This is a genomic window from Gordonia sp. WA4-43, from assembly GCF_020520305.1.
Taxonomy (GTDB): domain Bacteria; phylum Actinomycetota; class Actinomycetes; order Mycobacteriales; family Mycobacteriaceae; genus Gordonia; species Gordonia hongkongensis.
The window spans coordinates 2,550,264-2,571,309 of the sequence record NZ_CP084736.1; the positions used below are offsets into that span (position 1 = coordinate 2,550,264).

Below are 21,046 nucleotides of genomic sequence, written 5' to 3' on the forward strand. Positions count from 1 at the left end.
AGCTCATCTTTCGCCCGAGACCGCTGGCATTCCTGTTGATTTGTGGTTTGTAGGGGTGAGGGTGACAGACGCCAACGATCACACCGCCGGCGAGTCCCGTATCAGTCACGTCGGCAGCTTCCGGTTCCTCTTCGACACCCAGGAATGGGAGTGGTCCGACGAGGTCGCCGAGATGCATGGTTACCGGCCCGGTGAGGTCACTCCGACGACCGAGCTGATCGCGGGGCACAAGCACCCGGACGACCGGCAGTCGTTCGAAGAGCTGCTCGCGACGATGCTCGACCGCCGGATCCCGTTCTCGAGCCGCCATCGCATCGTCGACACCAGAGGTGAGGTCCGCCACGTCGCGGTGGTGTCGCAGCAACTCACCGACGAATCCGGCGCCGTGATCGGCGCCGAGGGGTTCTATCTCGATCTGACGGCAATCGAGGAGAAGGCCGTCAAGGACCGCGTCGACGAGCACGTCGCGCGATTCCGCGAGCACCAGGGCGTCATCGAGCAGGCCAAGGGCATGATCTCGCTGGCCTACGGCGTGAGCGCCGATCGCGCGTTCGAGGTCATGCGCTGGCGTTCGCAGACGGCCAACGTCAAGGTGAACGAGCTCGCGCGGTCGATCGTCACCGGCGTCCACCGGTACGTGGTGCTACCGGACCCGGTCCGGCAGTCGTTCGACCATCTGCTGCTCAACGCACACCGCTCCGACAACGAGAACGCCTCGTCCTCGAAGTAGCACCGACGCACCACCGTTCATCGCCTCCACGGGCGGTTTCACCGCCGACGTTCCGGGGTATCCGCACCGGCACGAGATAGGTGCCGGAAACCGGCAGTCATCTGCGGCTCGCCGAAGCCGCGATCGTGCAGGCCCGGTTGAGAACACAGCCGTTGCGACCCTAGTGAACGGATGTGGCAGTGAGCAGTGCGCAGCCAGGCGGAACAGCAACCCTCGAGACAACGGGGTCGAACACGACACGAGGTCTGTCGACGATGTCGGCGGGCCTCGGTTCGCGGAGGGGCGGTGCGACCCGCGTGCGCGTCGCGTCGGTGCCGCACTCCCACGTGTACGTCCGCCACCTGTCGCCGCTGAACGGTACGGTCAGCGGGCTCGACACCGGCCCGGTCTCGGTCGTACGCCTGCCCGACCCGGTGCCGGCCGACGGCGCCAAGGTGCCGGGCGGCTGGTGGCCCCCGCTGATGCTCGACCCCGCGTGGATCGCCCGCAACCACAACGAGTTCGACGTCTTCCATCTCCACTTCGGGTTCGACGCCGTCGAGCCGGCCGTGATGTCGAAGGTGATCGATGAGCTGCGCACCCACGGCAAACCACTCGTGTACACGCTGCACGATCTGCGCAATCCGCATCACCCCGAACCGGGACGCCACGAGGAGGTCTTGGACATCCTCGTACCGGCGGCGGATGAGGTCATCACCCTGACCCCCGGCGTCTCCCGGGAGATCGCGCGCCGCTGGCAGCGCAAGGCGACCGTGCTGCCTCACCCGCATGTCGTGCCGCCCGGCCGATTCGGTCCGCGCGCGCCGCACGCCGACGACTTCGTGGTGGGGGTGCACGCCAAGAGCATTCGCGCCAACATGGATCCGCTGCCGGTGATCATGACCCTGCTCGAGGCGGCCGCGGACTACCCGGACATGACGGTTCAGATCAACCTCCACGACGAGGTGTTCGTCCCCGGGGAGCACGCGTACAACCCGGACTTCGGCACCACGGCGCTGGCACTCTCCCGGCATCCGTATGCGCGCGTACTCGTGCACGAGTACTTCTCCGACGATCAGCTGTGGGATTACTTGCGGAGCGTGGACGTGTCGGTACTGCCGTACCGATTCGGTACCCACTCCGGGTGGCTCGAGGCCTGCCACGATCTCGGAACCACCGTGATCGCGCCGAGCTGCGGCTTCTACCGCGAGCAGCAGGACTGCCTGTCCTTCGAGTTCACCGAGGACACCTTCGATCCGGACTCACTCGTTTCTGCTCTGGCACAGGCATATTCGGCTCGTCCCGCGGCGGCCTCGTGGCCCGACCGGCGCGCGCAGCGCGAGTCGCTCGCCGAGCAGCACGCCGCCCTCTACACCAGGGCTCTGGATGCGTGACACGTTGAGGATCGCCATCGTCGCGTCGAGCCGCTACCCGATCGCGCAGCCGTTCGCGGGCGGACTCGAGGCCCACGTCTGGCATCTCACTCGCGCCCTCACCCTCGCCGGTCACGAGGTCACGCTGTTCGCGGGCGCGGGCAGCGATCTGCCGGTCGACTCGGATCGCCTGCGCGGCGAGTTGTTCGAGCCCTCCGCGGCCGCACGCTCGGATGTGTCGATGCCCCAACTCGAAGCACTGCAGGATCATCACGCGTACCTGTCGCTCATGCTGTCGTTCACCAACAACCCCGGCGACTACGACGTGATCCACAATCACAGCCTGCACTACCTCCCGGTCGCCATGGGTCCGGCCGTCGAGACCCCGATGGTCACCACGCTGCACACCCCGCCGACGCCGTGGCTCGAGTCCGCGCTGACCCTTGCGCCCGGTACGCGTTGTGTCGCCGTCAGTCGGCACACGGCACAGTCCTGGTCGCATGTGCTCGGCGAGATCCCGGTGGTGCACAACGGGGTTCAGTTGGACCGCTGGCCCGCCGGCCCCGGCGGAGACGACCTGGTGTGGTTCGGCCGGTTCGTACCGGAGAAGGGCGCCCACCTCGCGATCGAGGCCGCCCAGCGCGCGGGCCGTCGACTCCGGTTGGCCGGACCCATCAGCGACACAACGTATTTCGAGCAACAGATCGCCCCGTCGCTGGGCGGGCTCGTCCACTATGAGGGACACCTCCACCAGCACGACCTGGCGCGATTGGTCGGCTCCTGCGGCGCGACCCTGGTGACCCCGGTGTGGGACGAGCCCTACGGTCTCGTGGTGGCCGAATCCCTCGCCTGCGGCACCCCGGTGGCGTGCTTCGCCCGTGGCGGTATCCCCGAGATCGTCGGCGAGCACGCCGGCGTCCTCGTGCCGCCGGGCGACATCGACGCGCTGGCCCTCGCGGTGGACGATGCGCTCACCCTCGACCGGGGCCTCGTGCGTCGGCGCGCGGAGGACCACTGCAAGGACATCGCGATGATCGATCGGTACCTCGACATCTACGCCGATCTGGTCGCCGGGCGCCCGTTGGCCGACTCCTCGCTCCCCCGGGAGGTCGGGGTGTGATCGGTTACTACGTTCACCATCAGGGCCGCGGACACTGTTCCCGGGCCACTGCCGTCGCCGGCCACCTCGGCACCGACGTCGTCGCGCTGACCAGCGCGTCGCTTACCGCCCCGGTGTTCAGCGAGGTGATCACGCTCGAGCGCGACGACGCCGACCCGCAGCCGCGGGACGTCGACGCCGGCGGCCTGCTGCACTGGGCCCCACGGCACGACGGCGGACTACGCACACGCATGGCGCAGCTGGCCGAGTTCGTCGAGACGCGCCGACCGGCCGCCGTCGTCGTCGACGTATCGGTGGAAGTCACCCTCTTTCTCCGGCTGATGGGCGTGCCGGTGGTCGTGACGGCGCAGCCCGGCGTTCGCGACGATCTGCCGCATCAGCTCGCCTACCGGGCGGCCGATGCGATCATCGCGCCCTGGCCCGCCGAGCTGTATCAACCGGACTGGCTCCGGGAGCATCTGCCGAAAACGGTCTTCACCGGCGGTATCTCGCGGTTCGACGGACGACTCCCCGTGTCCCACCCCACCTTCGCCGCCGACATCCTCGTCGTCACCGGCGCGGGCGGGGTACCGGGTGCCCCGCATCCGGCGACCACACTCGGCGAGGAGCTCCCGGAGCACACCGTCGTCGGACTCGGACCCGCCTTCGGCACCTGGGTCGACGACCCGTGGCCCTTCCTGTGCAGTGCGCGGGTGACCGTCATCGGCGCGGGTCAGGGAAGCGTGGCCGACGCCGCCGCGGCCGGGCGCCCGGCGGTGGTCATCCCCGAGGACCGACCCTTCGCCGAACAACGGGCAACCGGCAACACCCTCGCACGCTCCGAACTCGCCCTCGTCACGTCGTCATGGCCGTCCGCCGAACGCTGGCGCTCGATTCTCGACACCGCCGGGAGTTCGTCGCCGGAGTGGTCGCGGTGGCACACCGCCGGCGCCGCCGAACGTGCGGCGCGGGCGATCGAGGCGGTCGCGCACCGATGACCGGCGTCCCCGAGGTGGCCGCCGTCATCACGATCGTGTCGGGGCGGCACCGCCACCTTCGACGACAACTCGAGGCGTTCGCCCATTCGACCCGGCGGCCCGACCTGCACTACGTGGTGGCCATGGACGACCCCGACATCACATCTGTCACCGACGGTCATCCGGTGGAGGTCATCCGGTTCGCCAACGACGACCCGGACACCCTGCAACTCGCCGATGCCCGGAACGCCGGCGCCACGGCCGCCATGACCGCGGGGGCCTCGCTCTTGGTGTTCCTCGACGTCGACTGCATCCCCGGCCCGGACATGCTCGAGCGCTACCTTCGCTCGTGCACGGCGACACCGGACCTGAAAGTCCTCTACTGCGGCCCGGTCACCTACCTCCCCTGCGACCAGCCGACCTTCGATGCGCGCGAGCTCGCCCGGTTCACCGATCCGCACCCGGCGCGTCCGTCACCGGGAACCGGGCAGACACAACTCTCATCGGAGCTGATGCTCTTCTGGTCGCTGTCGTTCGCGGTCCGGGCGACCGATTGGCTCGCCCTGGGCGGCTTCCACCCCGGCTACCGCGGTTACGGCGGCGAGGACACGGACTTCGCGATGTCCGCGCGCGACAACGGGTTTCGGATCGCCTGGGTTGGTGGCGCACACGCCTACCACCAGCACCATCCGGTCTCGAACCCGCCGGTCGAACACCTTGCGGACATCCTCCGCAACGCACGGGTGTTCCACCGGCGATGGGGCACCTGGCCCATGGAGGGGTGGCTGCGCGCGTTCGCCGACCGCGGCCTGGTAGCCTACGACACCGCAGGCGACGAGTGGCTCCGGGTCAGCGACGGAACTTCGAGAACCCGATGACGACGCCGCGGGAGGCGGCACCCGGGAGCGGTTCGTCGTAGGAGATCGTGTGAGTGTCGGTGACGGTCTGCACGATCCGCCATCCGAAAGTCGACTGCTTCAGGGTCACGTCCGGGACGAGCTCCCCCCGGATCTCGCCGATCACGCCCTGCGACGACATGTGCAGGGTCAGTTCGATGGACGACTCCTCAGCGGCGGCGGAGATGATCTGCGAGCAGATCTCGTCCACGGCCACCTTGGCGTCGATGACGTCGTCAAGCGCCCAGTCGTCGATGTACAGCGCGGTCTCGACCAGAGCGCGCACCAGCGCGAGACGATCGGTGGCGGCCGGAACCCGCAGGACCGTCGGCGTACCGCCGTCGATCGATAGCTGGGACGTCGCGTCGGAATCGGTCATCAAATGAGTCTTCTTCGCCCGTTGATTGGTGGTGCCGATCTCGGCTGGTCTGGTCATGAGTGCCCCGTGATTCCGTGTTCCAAACCGCGGCCGGAGGACCTTGCCGCGCTGAACGTGCCCCCCCCCGAACACGTGTCGACACGTTAGCAGAGCGTTTACCCAGATCATGACTCGATGAGATTCACGTCTCCATCCGTCCCATGACCGACGCGGGCGCGGTGGGGCGACGTTTCATCGCCGGCCGCTCGCGGTAAACCCTCCGCACCGAGGCCGGTGTCGAGCACGCCGGCCACCGAGCCCGACCAGACAGCGCAGGGAGTGCACCATGCCAGATCTGACACCTGAACGAGAAGTCGCGTCGCGTGAGGCCATCGCGCGGCGCCCGGCACGAAAGTCGCGAGGACTGAAGGCCGTCGGCCTACTCGGCTTCGTCTGCCTCGGACTGATGCTGGTGCTCGCCGGCATCGCCATCGCCGCCGGTGCGAGCGACCGCGATGCGACGGTGTGGCTGGCGGTCGGCGCCGTCGTCATGGGTCTGCTCGCGATCGGACTGCTGATCGGCAGCCGCGTCCTGCTGCGACGTCGCGCAGCCCGGGACGGCGATCGGGCCCATCAGGACCCGATCCAGCCCGAGACCACCGCCGAGGAAGCCGAACGCTATGAGGAGCGGTTCCACGACTTCCCGGTGGAACACGCCGGAAAGAGTGAACGAGGACGAGACGACCGCCTCGAGGAGATTCGCGAAGAGCGTCGAGCCGACAACGGAAAGGCCTAGAGAATGCGTGCAGTGACCTGGCAGGGCAAGCGAAACGTCTCGGTCGAGACGGTGCCCGACCCGAAGATCATCGAACCGACCGACGCCATCATCAAGGTCACCTCGACCAACATCTGCGGGTCGGACCTCCACCTCTACGAGGTTCTCGGTCCGTTCATGCAGGCGGGCGACATCCTCGGGCACGAGCCGATGGGGATTGTCGAGGAGGTGGGCAGCGACACCGGCGACCTGCGGGTCGGCGACCGTGTGGTCATCCCCTTCCAGATCTCCTGCGGCTCTTGCCTTTTCTGCAACGAGGGCCTCATGACGCAGTGTGAGACGACCCGCGTCACCGAGCAAGGGATGGGCGCCGCGCTGTTCGGCTATTCCCAGCTCTACGGCTCCGTGCCCGGTGGGCAGGCCGAGTACCTCCGGGTGCCGCAGGCCCAGTTCACCCACATCAAGGTGCCGCTGGAGAAGCCCGACTCGCGGTTCGTCTATCTCTCGGACGTGTTGCCGACGGCCTGGCAGGCCGTCACCTACGCCGAGATCCCCCAGGGCGGAACCGTCACGGTGCTGGGCCTCGGCCCCATCGGCGACATGGCTGCCCGCATCGCCGCGCACCAGGGAGCGCGGGTCATCGGTGTCGACCGCGTGCCCGAGCGACTCGCCCGGGCGGAGGCCCGCGGCATCGAGACCGTGAACTTCGACGCGGTCGACAACGTCGGCGACGCCATCCGCGACCTGACCGGAGGACTGGGTACCGATTCGGTCATCGACGCTGTCGGGATGGAGGCCCACGGGTCGCCGGTCAACAAGGCGCTGCAGAGCGTCGTCGGCCTGCTGCCGGACGCCGTCGCCCGCAAGGCGATGTCGGAGGTGGGTACCGATCGGCTGGGCGCGCTCTACTCGGCGATCGACATCGTCAAACGCGGCGGCACGATCTCGCTCTCCGGGGTCTACGGCGGCGCGGCCGACCCGCTGCCGATGCTGACCATGTTCGACAAGCAGATCCGGCTGCACATGGGTCAGGCGAACGTGAAGCGCTGGGTCGACGACATCATGCCGCTGCTGACCGACGACGACCCCTTGGGCGTCGACACCTTCGCCACCCACGAACTACCGCTCAGCGAGGCACCGAAGGCCTACGAGACATTCCAGAAGAAGGACGACGGAATGGTCAAGGTGATTCTCAAGCCGTGAACCCGCGTGGCGTGCCGCGGCCCTTCGTCGCGGCACGCTCGCTGTCGGCCTGCGATCCCGGCCTGGAGTTCTCGTCATCGTCATCGACGACTTCCGATCGCAAGGTCTCGAGAATCCGCGTCAGCAAGCGCGACACATGCATCTGGGAGATCCCCACCTGACGCGCGATCTCGCTCTGCGACATGGACTTGAAGAACCGCAACGTGAGGATGGTGCGCTCGCGTTCGGTCAGCCGCTCGAGGGCCGGCTGCAGCGTGACGAATTCTTCGACGAGTTCCAGTCGCGCGTCCTCGTCGCCGAGGGTGTCGGCCAGCGTCCAGCCGTCGGTCGACGAACCGGCTTCGGCATCGATCGAGCTCGCCGTGTAGGCCGACCGGGCGACCATGCCCTCGATCACCTCGCTGACGGGCAGCCCGAGGTGCTGGGCGATCTCACTCGGGCGCGGCGACCGTCCGAGGGACTGCAGCAACTCCTCGCTGGCCTTGGCGATGTTGAGCGACGCCTCCTGGGCCCGGCGTGGCACGCGGATGGACCAGGTGCTGTCGCGGAAGTAGCGCTTGACCTCGCCCATGACGGTCGGGACCGCGAAGGCCAGGAAATTATTGCCTCGTTCGACGTCGAAACGGTCGACGGCATGCATGAGACCGATCCGCGCCACTTGACGCAGGTCGTCAATGGGTTCCCCGCGCTCCGAGAAGCGCCTGGCGACATGGTCTGCCAGGGGCAGGCACCTCGCGATGACGTCCTCCCGCAGCCGGGCACGACGAGCGTCGTCCTTCTCCTCGTGCATGGTCCGCAGAGCCGGAAGGACATCACTGTAATCGTCGTGATCGCCCCGGTCACCCGACGCCATTCTCACCACCAGACTTCGAAGACAGCTCGAGATCGATGCGCAGACCTCGTGCCGCATCCAGAACAGGACTGATGTGCGCACCGGGTTCGACGCATATCCGAGTCCACCCAACCACGGTCGCCCGGCGGCGTCCAGCCACGGCGGCCCTCGGCTGGTCAGGGCGTCGCGTGGCAGGAACACACCGCATAGAAACTGCCGAAGTGGGCACAACCTTGTAGGTCGCTCTTGTGCAACGTAGGGTAAGAGATGCGGTTCAGGTAGAAGCTGCGTTCTAGAGCGTTGGGCGCCCAGGGCCTTCTCGCTTTCCACCATCACGCTCAATCCCTCTGACCGGGTGATCGTGAACTTGGGGTACTGACGCCGATTCGGTGCAGCACCAAGGCTTCCGATCCAGAAGTGACGGTCGTGGCCAGACGCACTTGACTGAATTGAGAACATCATGGCTCTCACCTCTTCGACCATCTTTCGTTCGGCGTTCGATCCCACTGCGGAGTCCGCGCCGAAGGCCCATTCCCACCAGTTGGTCTCCCCGAAATCGTATTGCGTGCAAGGCTTCTCCGGCAGCGTCGACCGCGACTCGGCGGCCGACTTCGCCGCCGCTCTCGACCGCGTGATCAGCGGCCCCGTCGACGGCATCGTCCTCGACTTCTCGGGCCTGAACTTCTTCGGAACCGTCGGGTTGGTGCTACTGCGTTCGTTCATCGACGACGCCGGTCGCCGATTCGTCCCAGTGGTGGTCGTGGGTGGCCGCGCGGTGACCCGCCCCCTCGAACTCTGCGGAATGGCGCCGTATGTCAAGACTTTCGAGTCCATCGAGGACGCGGGACGCGCTCTGACCCAGGATCAGGTCGGGCCGAGCACGGTGGAGTTCACTGTCACCGAGTGAGCTCTGATCACCGTGCTGTCGTGATCTGCCGCGCGATGTCGACCAGCTTGGTGTTCGAGTCCTGCGACAGGCGCTTCAGCAGGTCGAAGGCGGCCACCGCGTCGATGTCGAACCGTTCCATCAGCATGCCCTTGGCCTGACCGATGACGTCCCGGTTGGCCAGGGCGCTGTGGAACTGCTTGTCCTTCTTCACCTTGTTCCACGCGAGGGCGGCATGCGTCGCGAAGACCACCCCGATGTCCTCGGCGTGAAGGTCGAAGGCGAACGGCTCGTCGGCGTAGAGGTTCAACGCCCCGATCGACGTAGTGTCGGCGAAGAGCTGGAACGACAGGACGGAACGAATTGGCGTCTCGACGAGCGCGCGGCGGCGGTATTCGGGCCAGCGCTGCTCGTTCTCGAGGTCGTCGACTCGGACGATGCGATCGGCGAGCGCTGCCGAGATGCACGGTCCCTCACCGAGTTCCGCTTGAATACGGTCGTGTACGTCGGCAACGTCGTGCGTGGACCCGAACGACGCGATCGATTTTCGGTCGATTGCGACGGTGAGGCCGGCGTACGCGACTCCGGGGATGTCGACCAGCGCGTTCTCGACGATCGTCTTCGCAACCTGCTCGTCGGAGTCGTCGCCGTGGAGTTCACGCGCCAGATCCGCGATCTTGCGGTGAACGTCATCGTCAGCCGGATCGGTCATGGTCGAACCCCTTTCGACGCCCGACGTGAGCGAACGACCACGGACGCGCATTGTTCGGCGTGCTCGTCCAACGTAACCCACTGCGCCACGTTCCGTGGGCGCCGGTGGTTACCGCGAGGCGCCCGACTGCCTCAGCGAAACGCCGCCGACCCGGTGAGTGCGCGCCCGATCGTGAGCTGGTGGACCTCCGAGGTCCCCTCGTAGGTGAGCACCGACTCCAGGTTGTTGGCGTGCCGGATCACCGGATACTCCAGAGTGATGCCGTTCGCGCCCAGGATGGTTCGGCATTCGCGGGCGATCGCGATCGCCTCGCGGGTGCTGTTCAGCTTGCCGGTGCTGACCTGCTCGGGCGTGAGTTCGCCGCGGTCCTTCAGACGGCCGAGGTGGTAGGCCAGCAGGTGACCCTTGCCCACCTCGAGCGCCATGTCGGCGATCTTGGTCTGGGTGATCTGGTAGCCGGCCAGCGGCTTGTCGAACACCTGGCGGGACTGCGCGTACTCGATGGCCGCCTCGAGGCAGTCGCGGGCGGCACCCATCGCTCCGAAGATGATCCCGAAGCGGGCCTCGCCGAGAGCGGTCAGCGGTCCGCGCAGCCCCTCCGCCTTCGGCAGCATCGCCGAGGCGGGAAGGCGCACGTCGTCGAACACGAGCTCGGAGGTGACCGAGGCGCGCAGCGACATCTTCTTGGTGATCTCCGGCGCCGAGAACCCCGGTGTGTCGGTCGGGACGACGAACCCGCGGATGCCGCCGGGACTGTCGGCGAGGTCGGTCTGCGCCCACACCACCGCGACGTCGGCAATCGAACCGTTGGTGATCCACATCTTCGTCCCGTTGAGCACCCAGTCGTCGCCGTCCCGCTTGGCGTGGGTGCGCATCCCCGACGGGTTGGACCCGAAGTCGGGCTCGGTCAGGCCGAAACAGCCGATCGCCTCGCCCGCCGCCATCCGCGGCAGCCACTGGTTCTTCTGCTCCTCCGAACCCCAGTGGTGGATGGAGAACATCGCCAGCGAGCCCTGCACCGAGACCAGACTTCGGATGCCGGAGTCGACGGCCTCGAGTTCCAGGCACGTCAATCCGTAGGACATCGCGCTCATCCCGGGGCAGCCGTAACCCTCGAGGTGCATGCCGAGCGCTCCGAGCCCGCCCAGCTCGCGGGCGATGTCGCGGGCCGGCAGCCGGGCCTCCTCGAACCAGTCGGCGATGTGCGGACGCAACTTCGACGCCGCGAAGTCCCGCACGCTGTCACGGATCGCGATCTCGTCGGCGTCGAGCAACGAGTCCAGGGCGAAGAGCTGGGGCAACGTGCTGGTGCGGGACATGGCGGACCTCCGTCGAGAATGGGACTCGCGGCGGGCGGGGGCCGTCGACGAGAACGTTTGCACGAACGTTTGCATCGCCTAAGGTAGGTGTTCGACGGCCGTCGGGTCAATCAGCAAGAGAGAGGATCAGCGTGGTCAGTGGTCAGCGCGCCCCCACGCTGAAGGAGATCGCCCGGCGTGCCGGCGTACACGTGTCCACCGCCTCCCGGGTGCTGCGACAGTCCGAGCCCACCGACGGATGGTCGGCGTCGGCTCTGCGGGTGCGGGAGGTCGCCGACCAACTCGGCTACCAGCGCAATGTGTGGGCGGCCAGCCTGCGGACCCGCCGAACCACCACAATCGGGGTCGCGATGACCCGCCTCACCGACGGCGTCGTGGCCACGACCTACCAGGGCATCGAACAGGCGGCCACCCGGGCCGGGTACTCGGTCCTGCTGTCGTCCCCGCCCGACGAGGAAGCCGCTCAGCGACGGGCCATCGAACTCCTCGTCGGCCGGCAGGTCGACGGTCTGCTGCTGAGCGGACTACACCTGCCGGGCCGGGACTTCGTGGAGTCCCTGCGGGTCGGCGACCTCCCGATGCTCACCCTCACCCGGCACGCCGAGGCCGGACTCCCCTTCGTCGGCGGCGACGACGTGCGCGGCGGACGCATCGCCGCCCGGCATCTCCTGGAGCGCGGTCACACCGACCTCGCCGTCATCGGCGGGCCCGGCCACGCCACGACGGCCACCGACCGGCTCCGCGGGTTCCGCGCCGAGCTGGCTCATGCCGGGATCACGCTGTCCCACGACCGCATCGTCGCTTCCGACTTCGAGGTTCACGGCGGGACGGCGGCCGGGCGTGCATTGCTCGATCGTCCGGACCGTCCCCGGGCGATCTTCGCGGTGTCGGACACCATCGCCATCGGAGTCCTCGGTGTCGCCCGCGACCTCGGACTCCGCATCCCCGACGACCTCGCCCTGATCGGCTACAACGACATCCCGGTGGCCGCCCAGCTCCCCGTGCCGCTCACGACGGTCCGCTCCCCCGCTCGGGAGATCGGCGAGACCGCGGTGCGCGGCCTCCTCGACCTCGCCGCCGGGCGGGACGTCGAATCCCGCCGCCTCCCGGTCGAACTGATGGTTCGCGGGAGCACGTGACCCTCAGGGCGCAGAGGTACCCGAACGTTCTTGCGCCGCACGGAACATCGCGACGACCGCGGTGCGGACGTCGCCACGATCGCGGACCGGGCGATCCCAGGCGAGCCGCACCCCGACGACCCCCTCGGGAACCGTGGCGTCGAACGTCGCTGCCTCGTGGTCGAATCCGGTCATCCGCGCCGCGACCGCATCGGGCCGCCCGCCCAGCACACGGCAGATCAGCAGCGAGTCGTCGACATGATCGTCGTTCATGTGCGCGAGCACGGCTGCCACGACACCCGGGCTGAATTGGGCTGATTCCGAAGTGTTCTCGTCAGTCACGCCCGGCCTCCTCGCCCTCGGGACGCACGAACCTCGAGACCCAGCCCCGGAAGTGGTCGACGTCGCCGCCGTGCTCCTCGAACCATCCCCACGCACCGCCGCGCGCACCGGTCACGTCCCCGACGACGAGTGGATCTCCTGACCTGAAAGTGGGCGTTTTTCGGTCAGTTTCGATGTGGGAGTTCCGGGCATGCGCCGCCCCTGGTGAGGTTGGCCATCGCGATCAAAGCATCGGGAGTGTGAAATCCGTATGACCGCTTTGTCAATGACCGCAGATGGCAGTTCGTCGCCTCGACTCGAGCGTTGCTCATCTGACACGTGACCGCGTTGTAGATTTGCACCTCTCGTTTACGGATACTCGGCGCCAAGGTGCGAATCTCGGGTATATCGCAGGCCTCTGCCTTCCTCAACCAGCGCCGCAACGGCGCCCAACATGAGGAGTACGCACCTGAAAGTATGTGCCTTATTTCTTCTTTCATCTGATACGCACGGGCCAGCACACTGTTGGCATCGGCGACCACGATGGACTGCAGCCGCTCTTGACTCTCGGTGAGGTTGTCAGGATTCTTCAACAACGCCCACCTCAATCGGCCGCGTTCCACCTTTGACAAGCCAGCTATCCGGCTCATCACCCGAGACCGGCATCGATCCAGCGCCTGATTGACCCACTGCAGCACATGAAATGGGTCCATACACCAGTACGCTCCCGGCGCCCGCTCGGCGAGGACCGCACCGATGTACTCGGCGCCATCAGCACTGATGTGGGTGATCTCGCCGGCTCGCACATCACCCAGTTCATCGAAGAACCGCTCGATGGTCGCCTTCTTGGCGCCCTCACCAGCCCACACCAGTTGCCCTGTGTCATGGTTGACCACGACGACCAAGTACCGGCGGCCCTTGCGATAGGCGATCTCATCGATACCGATGCGCCGCAACCCGTTCAAGCGTTTGGTGAGTCCGACATGATCGTCGACCACACGCTCGACGATACGAGACACCGTCCGCCAGGAGACCCGCAGGTAGGCGCTCACCGCGGTCATCGGGGCGTGCGCACACATCCACGCGACGGTGTCGTCAAACGCCCTGGTCATCTTCACTTCCGGACGTGCCCACGGAACCAACTCAGTCTTCACACCATGGCGAGGGCACCGCACACGCGTCGCGGGCAGCTCGAGGAAACACCGCCAGCCGCCCATATCCAGATGCCGCCACAACCGCGGTGCCGGCGGCTGATCGTAACCCGGGCAGCGCTTCTTGCACTGCGGACACCGTGATCGTGCGTTCTTGTGCAGTTCTAGTGTCGCCACCATGACGTGCCCGCGATCATCCTCATCGAACCTGACACCCACGACACGGGCACGCTCGATTCCAAGCAACTTCTGCAGTACTCTGACAGTGCGCAACGCCCACTCCTCTAGGTCTTTTTCTTCGCAAGTCAAAACCTAAGCGAGACTGGGCGTTGCGTGCATTAGGCTCGCTAAAAGTAGCCCACTTCAGGGTCAGAAGAGCCCGACGAGTTCGATGGCCTCGCGCGGGGTGCGCAGGATCGGGGCGTCCAGCGTGGTGCCCGCCGGGATCCGCTTGCGGGACCGCAGACGCGCGAACACCCCGGCGATGCCGTCCTCGGTCCGGTGATAGTCGGTGACGACCGCTTCCTCGTCGACGCCCGCCAACAGCAGGGCGATCGCGATGATCACCCCGGTCCGGTCCTTGCCGGCAGCGCAGTGCACGAGCGTCGCGCCCTCGGAGTCGAACTCGTTCAGCGCGGCGGTGAGTCGATGCCCGCCCGTGCGCATCATCGCGGTGTAGATCTCGACGAGCGCGGTGTCGGCGAGGCGGTCGACGCGGGCACCCGAGGACACCGGACGGTGCACGACGCGAACGTTCGGCGGCCAGGTGACGGCCATCCGGCCCAGCTCGGTGGGGTCGCGCAGATCGACGACGGTCGCCGGCGGCCAGGGCAGGCCGACGGGGTCCTCGTCGTCGGGATACGGGGCATCGCTGCGGATCAGCACGTTGGCGGCGGTGACGCCGCCGCCGGCGACCCGCATACCGCCCAGGTCCCGGATGTTGGCGAAGGTCCGCAGGTCAGAGGCGGAGGAGAGGGTCACGGCGGTCCCGATCGTCGATGTGCGCGGTGGTCGGTCGCACCTCACCTTACGCAGGCGATGGAACGGTTGGCGGGCTGACGTACCGTGGCGATGGTGACGACCTACCACTCCTACGAGCCGTCGCAGGGCCACCGACTCTCCCACGACCCGGTGAATGCCATCGTCGCGCCGCGGCCGATCGGCTGGATCTCGACGGTGTCCGACGACGGCGTCGGCAACCTCGCGCCCTACAGCTTCTTCAACCTCTTCGACTACACGCCGCCGATCGTCGGTTTCGCCAGCGTCGGTTACAAGGACACCGTCGCCAACTCGATCGGGTCCGGCGAGTTCGTCTGGAATCTCGCGACCGACGGCCTCGGCGAGCAGATGAACGCCACCTCGGCTGCGGTGCCCGCCGGCGAGGACGAGTTCGACGTCGCCGGCCTGACGCGCCTCGCCTCTGATCTCGTGGCCCCGCCACGGGTCGGCGAGAGTCCGGTGAGTTTCGAGTGCCGAACCACCCAGTCGTTCCAATTACGCACGGCCGCAGGCGACCTCGTCGACACCTGGATGGTGCTGGGCGAGGTGGTCAAGATCCACATCGCCACCCATCTGTTGCGCGACGACCAGACGTACGACACGGCCGGCGCTCGACCGCTGCTGCGCGCGGGCGGGCAGGGCGACTACTTCCTGCCCAGCGACGACCATCACCGGTTCATGAAACGGCCGAAACCGGCTACCCGCTAGCGGTTCCCTCCCGGCCGGTTCCGCTCACATCGCGCGGCGGATCTCGTCGTCGCTCGGCATCCCGGCCCGGGCACCGACCGCCGCGACGGACAGCGACGCCGCCGCGACACCACGTCTCGCCGCCTCGACGACCGTCGAGCCGGCGGCGAGCGCGGCCGCGAACACGCCGTTGAAGGTGTCACCCGCACCGGTCGTGTCGACGACCCGCGCGACCCGTCCGGCGGGAAGCGGGATCACCTCGGACGCGGGGTCGGCGATCAGTACGCCATCGGCACCGAGGGTCACGAGAACCGGTGCGCCCGTTCGGGATGCGACCGCCGTCGCCTGTTCGGCCGCCGATATCTCCGGCGCGGCCACACCCTCGGAGACGAGTCCGTACAGGTCCCGCAGTTCAGAGGAGTTGGGCGTCAGTACCGGCGCCGACGCCATCAGGTCGACGGTCGACGGCAACACCGGGGCGGGGTTGACGACGCAGCGGATATCCCGGGCGGCGGCCGTCGTGACCGCCGCGGCGACGGCGTCGGCCGGGATCTCGGTGCTGACGAGGACACAGCCGGCCCAGCCCGCCGCACGGTCAACGGCGGCACGGACCTCGTCGGTGCCGAGGACGGCATTCGCGCCTGCCCCGACGGCGATCTGGTTCTCCCCGTGCGGATCGACGACGATCAGCGCCATCCCGGTGGCGACGCCGTCGAGCACGTCCACGTCCGTCACGTCGACACCGGAGTCCCGCAGTTCGGCGAGTGCACTCGCGCCCATGTCGTCGGAACCCACAGCGCCGCAGTAACGCACCTCGGCACCCGCACGCGCCGCGGCGACGGCGGCGTTCGCTCCCTTGCCGCCGCCGTGACGTGTCACGGTCGGACCGACGACCGTCTCACCGGGCCCCGGCAGACGGTCGGTCGCCACCACGAGATCGACGTTGACAGCGCCGACGACGAGAAGCCGGCCGGCTCGATCGAGGGAAGTCATCGTGCCTTCGTATCCGTCAGCGCACCCGGCGTCCAGTCCGGCCAGTCGGGTACGCCGGCGACCAGACCGTCGACGTACCGCGCGACGATGCGCGTGGTCGGTCGCTCGTTGGCGTACACGGTTGCCAGGTCACTCCGCGCGATGGCCGTCCGGACGAGCGGCCACAGGCGTCGGAACCGCTCGCGGATCTTGACCTCGGGGACCGCGTGCCCGCCACTGTCCACGCGCGATCGGACGCGATGGACCGCGAGAGCCTCGGGGATCATCACGACGTGCAGCGCGACTCGGTATCCGGCGGTGTGCGCACGTTCGATGAGCTCCAGTTTCGAGGGGTGCGAGAAGACCGTCTCGGCGATGAATGAGGTGCCGCGCTCGATGAGAGTGTCGCGGGTCGCCGCCGCCAACCGGGCGGCGTCGTAGGAATGGGCTTCCGCGGAGTCGGGCCACCGCTGCCGGGCGATCAGGTCGGCGTTGACGAAGGGCACATGCAGCAGGGGTTGCAGATGGCGCTCGACCAGCGTCGACTTACCCGCGCCGTTGCATCCGACGACCAGATCGAGCCGCGGAGTCACTGCTCGAGGATGACGCTCGTCCCGTCGGGGCGGTATTCGACGAGCCGTCCGGCGTCATCGACGACCACCGAGGACAACCCTGCCGCGGCACGACGATCCACGTGGTCGTCGGTCGCGAGCCGCGCTTCGAGATGAGCGTCGATCTCGGCGTCGTAGACGACGGCTTCCTCTGCGGTCAGCACTTCTCCCGGCAGATCGCCCGCCAGCGCGGCCTCGACCCGCTGACGCGACGCGGTGGTGCGCTGCGAGACGCTGCGCCCCAGACGCGCCCAGTGTTCGAGTTGCTGCCGCGCCGACCGCTGCTCTCGCGCGCCCTCCCGGGCCGCATCGGTCACCAATGCAGCAGACAGCCGGGTCACCTTGTCCGTACCGGTGCTCATCGCACACCTCCCGCGCGTGTGTAGCAGAGTGCTACATCGCCCCAGCATACGCCGACGAACCCGTCGACGGTCGTTGTCGCATGACCGTCGACGGGCGTCGGCACTGTCAGCCGGCCTCGCGCGTCACCGCGTGGACGCCGCGTCCCGCTTCGGCAGCACCCATCCCGGGCGCGGGAAGTGGCAGGTGTACCCGTTCGGGAAATTGAGCAGGTAGTCCTGATGTTCGGGCTCGGCCTGCCAGAACGGACCCAGCTCCTCGATCGTCGTGACCGCCTTGCCGGGCCACAGCCCCGACGCATCGACGTCGGCGATGGTGTCGCGGGCGACCTTCTCCTGTTCCGGTGTCACCGGGAAGATCGCCGAGCGGTAGCTCGTGCCGACGTCGTTCCCCTGCCGGTTGCGCGTGGTCGGGTCGTGGATCTGGAAGAAGAACGCCAGGATGTCGCGATACGACGTCTGGGTCGGGTCGAACACGATCTCGACGGCCTCCGCGTGACCGGGGTGGTTGCGATAGGTGGCGTGGTCGTTCTGTCCGCCGGTGTAGCCGACCCGGGTGTCCAGGACACCGGGCTGCTTGCGGATCAGGTCTTCCATCCCCCAGAAGCATCCGCCCGCGAGGACCGCGGTCTCGGTGCCGGGACGGACGGTGATCTGGCCGGGGTCGGTCGTCATGCGTTCTCCTCCTGGGTGTCGGTGGTGTGGGAATCCGTGGTGTGCGTGCCGCCGAACAGGCCGGCGTACTCGCCGTACCCCTCCGCCTCGAGCTCGCCAACCGGGATGAACCGCAACGAGGCGGAGTTCATGCAGTAGCGCTGCCCGCCCGCGTCGCGCGGACCGTCGTCGAAGAGGTGCCCGAGGTGACTGTCGGCGCCGGACGACCGCACCTCGGTGCGTCGCATCCACAGCGTCCGGTCGGACTTGGTGGCCACCGCGTCGGGCTCGACGGGCCGGGTGAAGCTCGGCCAGCCGGTGCCGCTGTCGTACTTGTCGGTCGACGAGAACAGCGGCTGCCCGGACACGACGTCGACGTAGAGACCGGGTTCGTGGTTGTCCCAGTACTCGTTGTCGAAGGCACGCTCGGTTCCGTCACCCTGGGTGACGCGGTACTGGATGTCGGTGAGGCGGTTCAACGACTCGGTGGTCTTGCGATAGGTGTTGGTCACGTTTCCTCCTGCTGACGCTCCCCCGCTCCGTCGATCGACGGCGCTCGGAAGGCGTCACCGTGCACAACACCACGATGCCCCGATTTGGTCCCGACACGCCAAGGGCCGCCGCCCACCGGGGGTGGGCGACGGCCCGAAGGGTCGTCAGCGCGCAGATCAGCCCACGATGTCGCGACCGAAAATCTGCCGTGCGAGTACCCAACGCTGCACCTCGCTGGCGCCCTCGTAGATCTCCCCGATCTTGCTGTCCCGGTACAACGCCTCGACCGGACCCGACGAGTCGTCGCCGAGTTCCTGGGTGAATCCGAATCCGCCGAACGCCTGTACCGCGTCGCGCGCCATCTGGACCGCGATCTCGGTCGCGCGGTCGGCCATGAGGAACTGCCAGTGCTGCCGGACCGCGAGCGGTGCGCCGAACGCCACCCGTGTGCTCAGGTGTGCCGCCGTGCGGTCGAAGGCGGCCTGCGCCATCCCGACGCCCGCAGCCGCGATCCCGATGCGCCCGTATGTCAGCGTCTGCAGGGCGACCTTCAGCCCGCCTCCCTCGGTCCCGAGAAGGGCCTCCGGTCCCAGCCCCACGTCGTCGAGGTGCACGTCCGCGGTGATCTGCCCCTTGTTCCCGAGCTTGCGATCGGGCGTGCCCACCCGGACGCCCGGGGTGTCGGTCGGGACGATGAACGTCGAGAGCCGGTCACCGGTGCGCGCGAGCACCACGACGAACGCGGCGACAACGGAGTTGGTGATCCAGCGCTTGCGTCCGTTCAGCACCCAGCCGTCGCCGCGGCGGTGCGCCACGGGCCGGACCGCCTCGGGTGAGAGATCACTCGACGCGGCCGGCTCGCTGGTGGCGAACGCGCCCACGATCTCGCCGGCGACGACCGGTGCCAGCCACCGGCGGCGCTGCTCCGGCGTGCCCCGGTTGACGGCGTTGCCCGCGAGGATGCAATGGACGTCGAAGATCGCGGCGACGCTGTTGGAGAAGTACGCCAGTTCTTCGACGGCGGTGGCCGTCGCGGTCGCCGGGTGGGCCAGTCCGTCGCCGCCGACGTCGGCCGCGAAAGGGATGCGGTAGATCACCGCCGCGGCCAGCCGATCGAACACGTCGCGCGGGAAGCCGTCGAGCCGTTCGTCGCCCCGCGCGATCCGATCGGCCACCGGGGCGACGTCGCGGAGCGCGACTTCCCGAACCCGGCGGCGGACCACCGCGACCTCGCCGGGCGACACGAGGTCGTGGTACAGGGTGTCGGCGATCCGCGGTGGCTGGTCGGGCACGTTCGTCGGACGACGACACCGCGGCGATGTCGATGACAGTCAAGGAGTCTCCTGTTCTGATCGAACCGATCGACCCGGCTCAGACCGGCGCATCGGCCACGGCACGGGAGTGCTCGATCTCGTCGGGCATCAGTTCGACGACCGCCTCGGCCTCCGGCGCGGGCCCGCCCGGTCCGAAGTCGGCGAAGGCGGTGATGTGCTCGTCGAGCGGGAGCGGATTGGGCGTGCCGTAGGTGAAGTAGGTCTCCCACGGCAGCTTCGCACCGCCGACGGCCAGACCGGTGTCGATGTCGGACATCTGCCAGGTCTTCGTCTCGGCGGACGGATCGAGATGCAGGTATCCGGACTCGCCGAACAACTCGATGCGGTTGCCACCGGGTTCGAACACGTAGAGGAACTGGCCCTGGGTGATCCCGTGCCGGTCCGGTCCGGCCTCGATGCGGATGTCGTACTCGCGGAACATCTCCACGGCGTCGATGTTGTGCTGACCCGTGCCGTAGTAGAAGGCGAGGTGATGCAGTTTGCCGCGCCCGCCGGTCATGTCGCGCATGCAGGCGACCTCGTGGCCGAGGATGTTCGAGCTCATCCAGGCGCCGATCTCGACATCACCGTCGACGACGCGCTCGGTGGTGCGGAACCCGAGGTGGCGTTCGAACTCGGTCTTGACCGCGGTGACGTCCGAGGCCATCAGGTTGAGGTGGTCGATGCGCTTGACCGGGATGCCCTGCAACGGCTTCTTCGACGGCCGGGTGAGGATCTTGCTCTGCAGTTCCGGTGGCGCGACGTACTTCTCGGCCTCCCAGAGCAGCGAGAAGTCGTGACCGTCGGCGGTTTTGTACGCCAGGGTCTTGCCGTAGCCGAATTCGTCTTCGTGCCAGGAGGTCTCGATGTTCGCACCCTGAAGTGAGGCGGCGCGCCGTTCGAGCGCCTCCGGCGAGCTGGTCCGCAGGCCGGCATGACCCATCCCGGGCTCGGCGGCCTCGGTGATCTTCAGACTCCAGGGATACGGGTCCTCGTACGCCCGGAGGTAGACGGACTGGCCCTCGCGCCGGGTGACGTACATGCCCAGGAATCGGGTGAAGAAGTCGAGGGTCTCCTGCGGCTTCGGGGTCAACAGTTCGGCACGGGCGAGGTGCGCGACATCGAAGCGTGCGGCGTTCTCGGTCATCGGTTCTCCTGTGGGTCGTGCGCCACCGGATCTCGGTGGCTGCTGGCGATGACCCTCAGCATGGCGACGAGGGGTGACTGCCG

At 67.9% G+C, this 21,046-nt stretch carries 25 protein-coding genes; 10 read left to right on the forward strand and 15 right to left on the reverse strand.

From position 1 onward, the window contains the following. The first annotated feature begins 61 nt into the window (after positions 1–61). The 5 genes from LEL84_RS11395 (at position 62) to LEL84_RS11415 (ending at position 5,036) form a co-directional block, all read left to right on the forward strand. Positions 62–730, forward strand: a complete 669-nt coding sequence (locus LEL84_RS11395) for a PAS and ANTAR domain-containing protein (RefSeq protein ID WP_159371512.1) — start codon at positions 62–64, stop codon at positions 728–730. Between the two features lie 254 nt (positions 731–984). Further along, complete coding sequence (locus LEL84_RS11400) at positions 985–2,103, forward strand: glycosyltransferase (RefSeq protein ID WP_226514295.1); 1,119 nt, start codon at positions 985–987, stop codon at positions 2,101–2,103. Continuing rightward, complete coding sequence (locus LEL84_RS11405) at positions 2,096–3,202, forward strand: glycosyltransferase family 4 protein (RefSeq protein ID WP_226514117.1); 1,107 nt, start codon at positions 2,096–2,098, stop codon at positions 3,200–3,202. Before LEL84_RS11400 ends, LEL84_RS11405 begins: the two co-directional genes overlap by 8 nt. Then, entirely contained in the window at positions 3,199–4,179 is a 981-nt protein-coding gene (locus LEL84_RS11410; protein ID WP_226514118.1) for a hypothetical protein, read from the forward strand. The genes LEL84_RS11405 and LEL84_RS11410 overlap by 4 nt, the downstream gene beginning before the upstream one ends. Next, positions 4,176–5,036 (forward strand): glycosyltransferase family 2 protein, encoded by an 861-nt coding sequence (locus LEL84_RS11415; RefSeq protein ID WP_068970848.1) that lies wholly within the window; start codon positions 4,176–4,178, stop codon positions 5,034–5,036. The genes LEL84_RS11410 and LEL84_RS11415 overlap by 4 nt, the downstream gene beginning before the upstream one ends. Here the strand turns inward: LEL84_RS11415 and LEL84_RS11420 are convergent. Beyond that, entirely contained in the window at positions 5,008–5,433 is a 426-nt protein-coding gene (locus LEL84_RS11420) for a hypothetical protein (RefSeq protein ID WP_058249946.1), read from the reverse strand. The two genes, LEL84_RS11415 and LEL84_RS11420, sit on opposite strands and share 29 nt — an antisense overlap. A 325-nt stretch (positions 5,434–5,758) precedes the next feature. Between LEL84_RS11420 and LEL84_RS11425 the strand changes: the two genes are divergently transcribed. Continuing rightward, the gene (locus LEL84_RS11425; RefSeq protein WP_078113777.1) at positions 5,759–6,208 is read left to right on the forward strand and encodes a hypothetical protein; all 450 of its coding nucleotides are present in this window, start codon (positions 5,759–5,761) and stop codon (positions 6,206–6,208) included. Positions 6,209–6,211: 3 nt separating this feature from the next. Beyond that, on the forward strand, positions 6,212–7,390 hold the full coding sequence (locus LEL84_RS11430; RefSeq protein ID WP_226514119.1) for a zinc-dependent alcohol dehydrogenase: 1,179 nt from the start codon (positions 6,212–6,214) through the stop codon (positions 7,388–7,390). On the opposite strand, the gene LEL84_RS11435 is transcribed toward LEL84_RS11430, so the two are convergent. After that, positions 7,380–8,243: an RNA polymerase sigma factor SigF gene (locus tag LEL84_RS11435; RefSeq protein WP_068970828.1), complete on the reverse strand. Its 864-nt coding sequence runs from the start codon at positions 8,241–8,243 to the stop codon at positions 7,380–7,382. The two genes, LEL84_RS11430 and LEL84_RS11435, sit on opposite strands and share 11 nt — an antisense overlap. A 439-nt stretch (positions 8,244–8,682) precedes the next feature. Here LEL84_RS11435 and LEL84_RS11440 point away from each other — a divergent pair, with 439 nt between their 5' ends. After that, positions 8,683–9,129 carry an STAS domain-containing protein gene (locus LEL84_RS11440; RefSeq protein ID WP_137809467.1) on the forward strand — a complete coding sequence of 149 codons (447 nt, stop codon included), beginning with the start codon at positions 8,683–8,685 and terminating at the stop codon, positions 9,127–9,129. A 7-nt stretch (positions 9,130–9,136) separates the two neighbouring features. Here LEL84_RS11440 and LEL84_RS11445 read toward each other — a convergent pair whose 3' ends face one another. Further along, positions 9,137–9,820 carry a GAF and ANTAR domain-containing protein gene (locus tag LEL84_RS11445; RefSeq protein ID WP_065632495.1) on the reverse strand — a complete coding sequence of 228 codons (684 nt, stop codon included), beginning with the start codon at positions 9,818–9,820 and terminating at the stop codon, positions 9,137–9,139. Positions 9,821–9,951: 131 nt separating this feature from the next. Next, positions 9,952–11,139, reverse strand: coding sequence for an acyl-CoA dehydrogenase family protein (locus tag LEL84_RS11450; RefSeq protein WP_205333374.1), 1,188 nt, complete (start codon positions 11,137–11,139; stop codon positions 9,952–9,954). Positions 11,140–11,270: 131 nt separating this feature from the next. Here LEL84_RS11450 and LEL84_RS11455 point away from each other — a divergent pair, with 131 nt between their 5' ends. Continuing rightward, complete coding sequence (locus LEL84_RS11455) at positions 11,271–12,278, forward strand: LacI family DNA-binding transcriptional regulator (protein WP_226514120.1); 1,008 nt, start codon at positions 11,271–11,273, stop codon at positions 12,276–12,278. Between the two features lie 3 nt (positions 12,279–12,281). On the opposite strand, the gene LEL84_RS11460 is transcribed toward LEL84_RS11455, so the two are convergent. The 4 genes from LEL84_RS11460 to LEL84_RS11475 form a co-directional block, all read right to left on the reverse strand. Then, positions 12,282–12,599, reverse strand: coding sequence for a DUF2470 domain-containing protein (locus LEL84_RS11460; RefSeq protein WP_226514121.1), 318 nt, complete (start codon positions 12,597–12,599; stop codon positions 12,282–12,284). Then, complete coding sequence (locus tag LEL84_RS11465) at positions 12,592–12,714, reverse strand: hypothetical protein (RefSeq protein ID WP_319005268.1); 123 nt, start codon at positions 12,712–12,714, stop codon at positions 12,592–12,594. The genes LEL84_RS11460 and LEL84_RS11465 overlap by 8 nt, the downstream gene beginning before the upstream one ends. Before the next feature lie 49 nt (positions 12,715–12,763). After that, on the reverse strand, positions 12,764–13,909 hold the full coding sequence (locus tag LEL84_RS11470; protein WP_226514296.1) for an ISL3 family transposase: 1,146 nt from the start codon (positions 13,907–13,909) through the stop codon (positions 12,764–12,766). Positions 13,910–14,098: 189 nt separating this feature from the next. Beyond that, a complete protein-coding gene (locus LEL84_RS11475; RefSeq protein ID WP_226514122.1) occupies positions 14,099–14,710 on the reverse strand; it encodes a tyrosine-protein phosphatase in 612 nt (203 codons plus the stop codon). Between the two features lie 93 nt (positions 14,711–14,803). Between LEL84_RS11475 and LEL84_RS11480 the strand changes: the two genes are divergently transcribed. After that, positions 14,804–15,436, forward strand: a complete 633-nt coding sequence (locus tag LEL84_RS11480; protein WP_226514123.1) for a flavin reductase family protein — start codon at positions 14,804–14,806, stop codon at positions 15,434–15,436. Between the two features lie 24 nt (positions 15,437–15,460). On the opposite strand, the gene LEL84_RS11485 is transcribed toward LEL84_RS11480, so the two are convergent. The 7 genes from LEL84_RS11485 to LEL84_RS11515 all read right to left on the reverse strand — a co-directional run bounded on the left by LEL84_RS11485 (position 15,461) and on the right by LEL84_RS11515 (position 20,963). Continuing rightward, the gene (locus LEL84_RS11485; RefSeq protein ID WP_226514124.1) at positions 15,461–16,408 is read right to left on the reverse strand and encodes a PfkB family carbohydrate kinase; all 948 of its coding nucleotides are present in this window, start codon (positions 16,406–16,408) and stop codon (positions 15,461–15,463) included. Next, on the reverse strand, positions 16,405–16,980 hold the full coding sequence (locus LEL84_RS11490; protein WP_226514125.1) for a zeta toxin family protein: 576 nt from the start codon (positions 16,978–16,980) through the stop codon (positions 16,405–16,407). Before LEL84_RS11490 ends, LEL84_RS11485 begins: the two co-directional genes overlap by 4 nt. Then, on the reverse strand, positions 16,977–17,360 hold the full coding sequence (locus LEL84_RS11495; protein WP_137809475.1) for a TA system antitoxin ParD family protein: 384 nt from the start codon (positions 17,358–17,360) through the stop codon (positions 16,977–16,979). The genes LEL84_RS11490 and LEL84_RS11495 overlap by 4 nt, the downstream gene beginning before the upstream one ends. Before the next feature lie 123 nt (positions 17,361–17,483). Beyond that, on the reverse strand, positions 17,484–18,032 hold the full coding sequence (gene msrA, locus LEL84_RS11500; protein ID WP_078113765.1) for a peptide-methionine (S)-S-oxide reductase MsrA: 549 nt from the start codon (positions 18,030–18,032) through the stop codon (positions 17,484–17,486). Then, positions 18,029–18,523, reverse strand: a complete 495-nt coding sequence (msrB, locus tag LEL84_RS11505) for a peptide-methionine (R)-S-oxide reductase MsrB (RefSeq protein WP_226514126.1) — start codon at positions 18,521–18,523, stop codon at positions 18,029–18,031. Before msrB ends, msrA begins: the two co-directional genes overlap by 4 nt. Positions 18,524–18,679: 156 nt before the next feature. Further along, entirely contained in the window at positions 18,680–19,795 is a 1,116-nt protein-coding gene (locus LEL84_RS11510) for an acyl-CoA dehydrogenase family protein (protein ID WP_226514127.1), read from the reverse strand. Between the two features lie 79 nt (positions 19,796–19,874). Then, entirely contained in the window at positions 19,875–20,963 is a 1,089-nt protein-coding gene (locus LEL84_RS11515) for a VOC family protein (RefSeq protein ID WP_226514128.1), read from the reverse strand. Positions 20,964–21,046 lie beyond the last annotated feature (83 nt).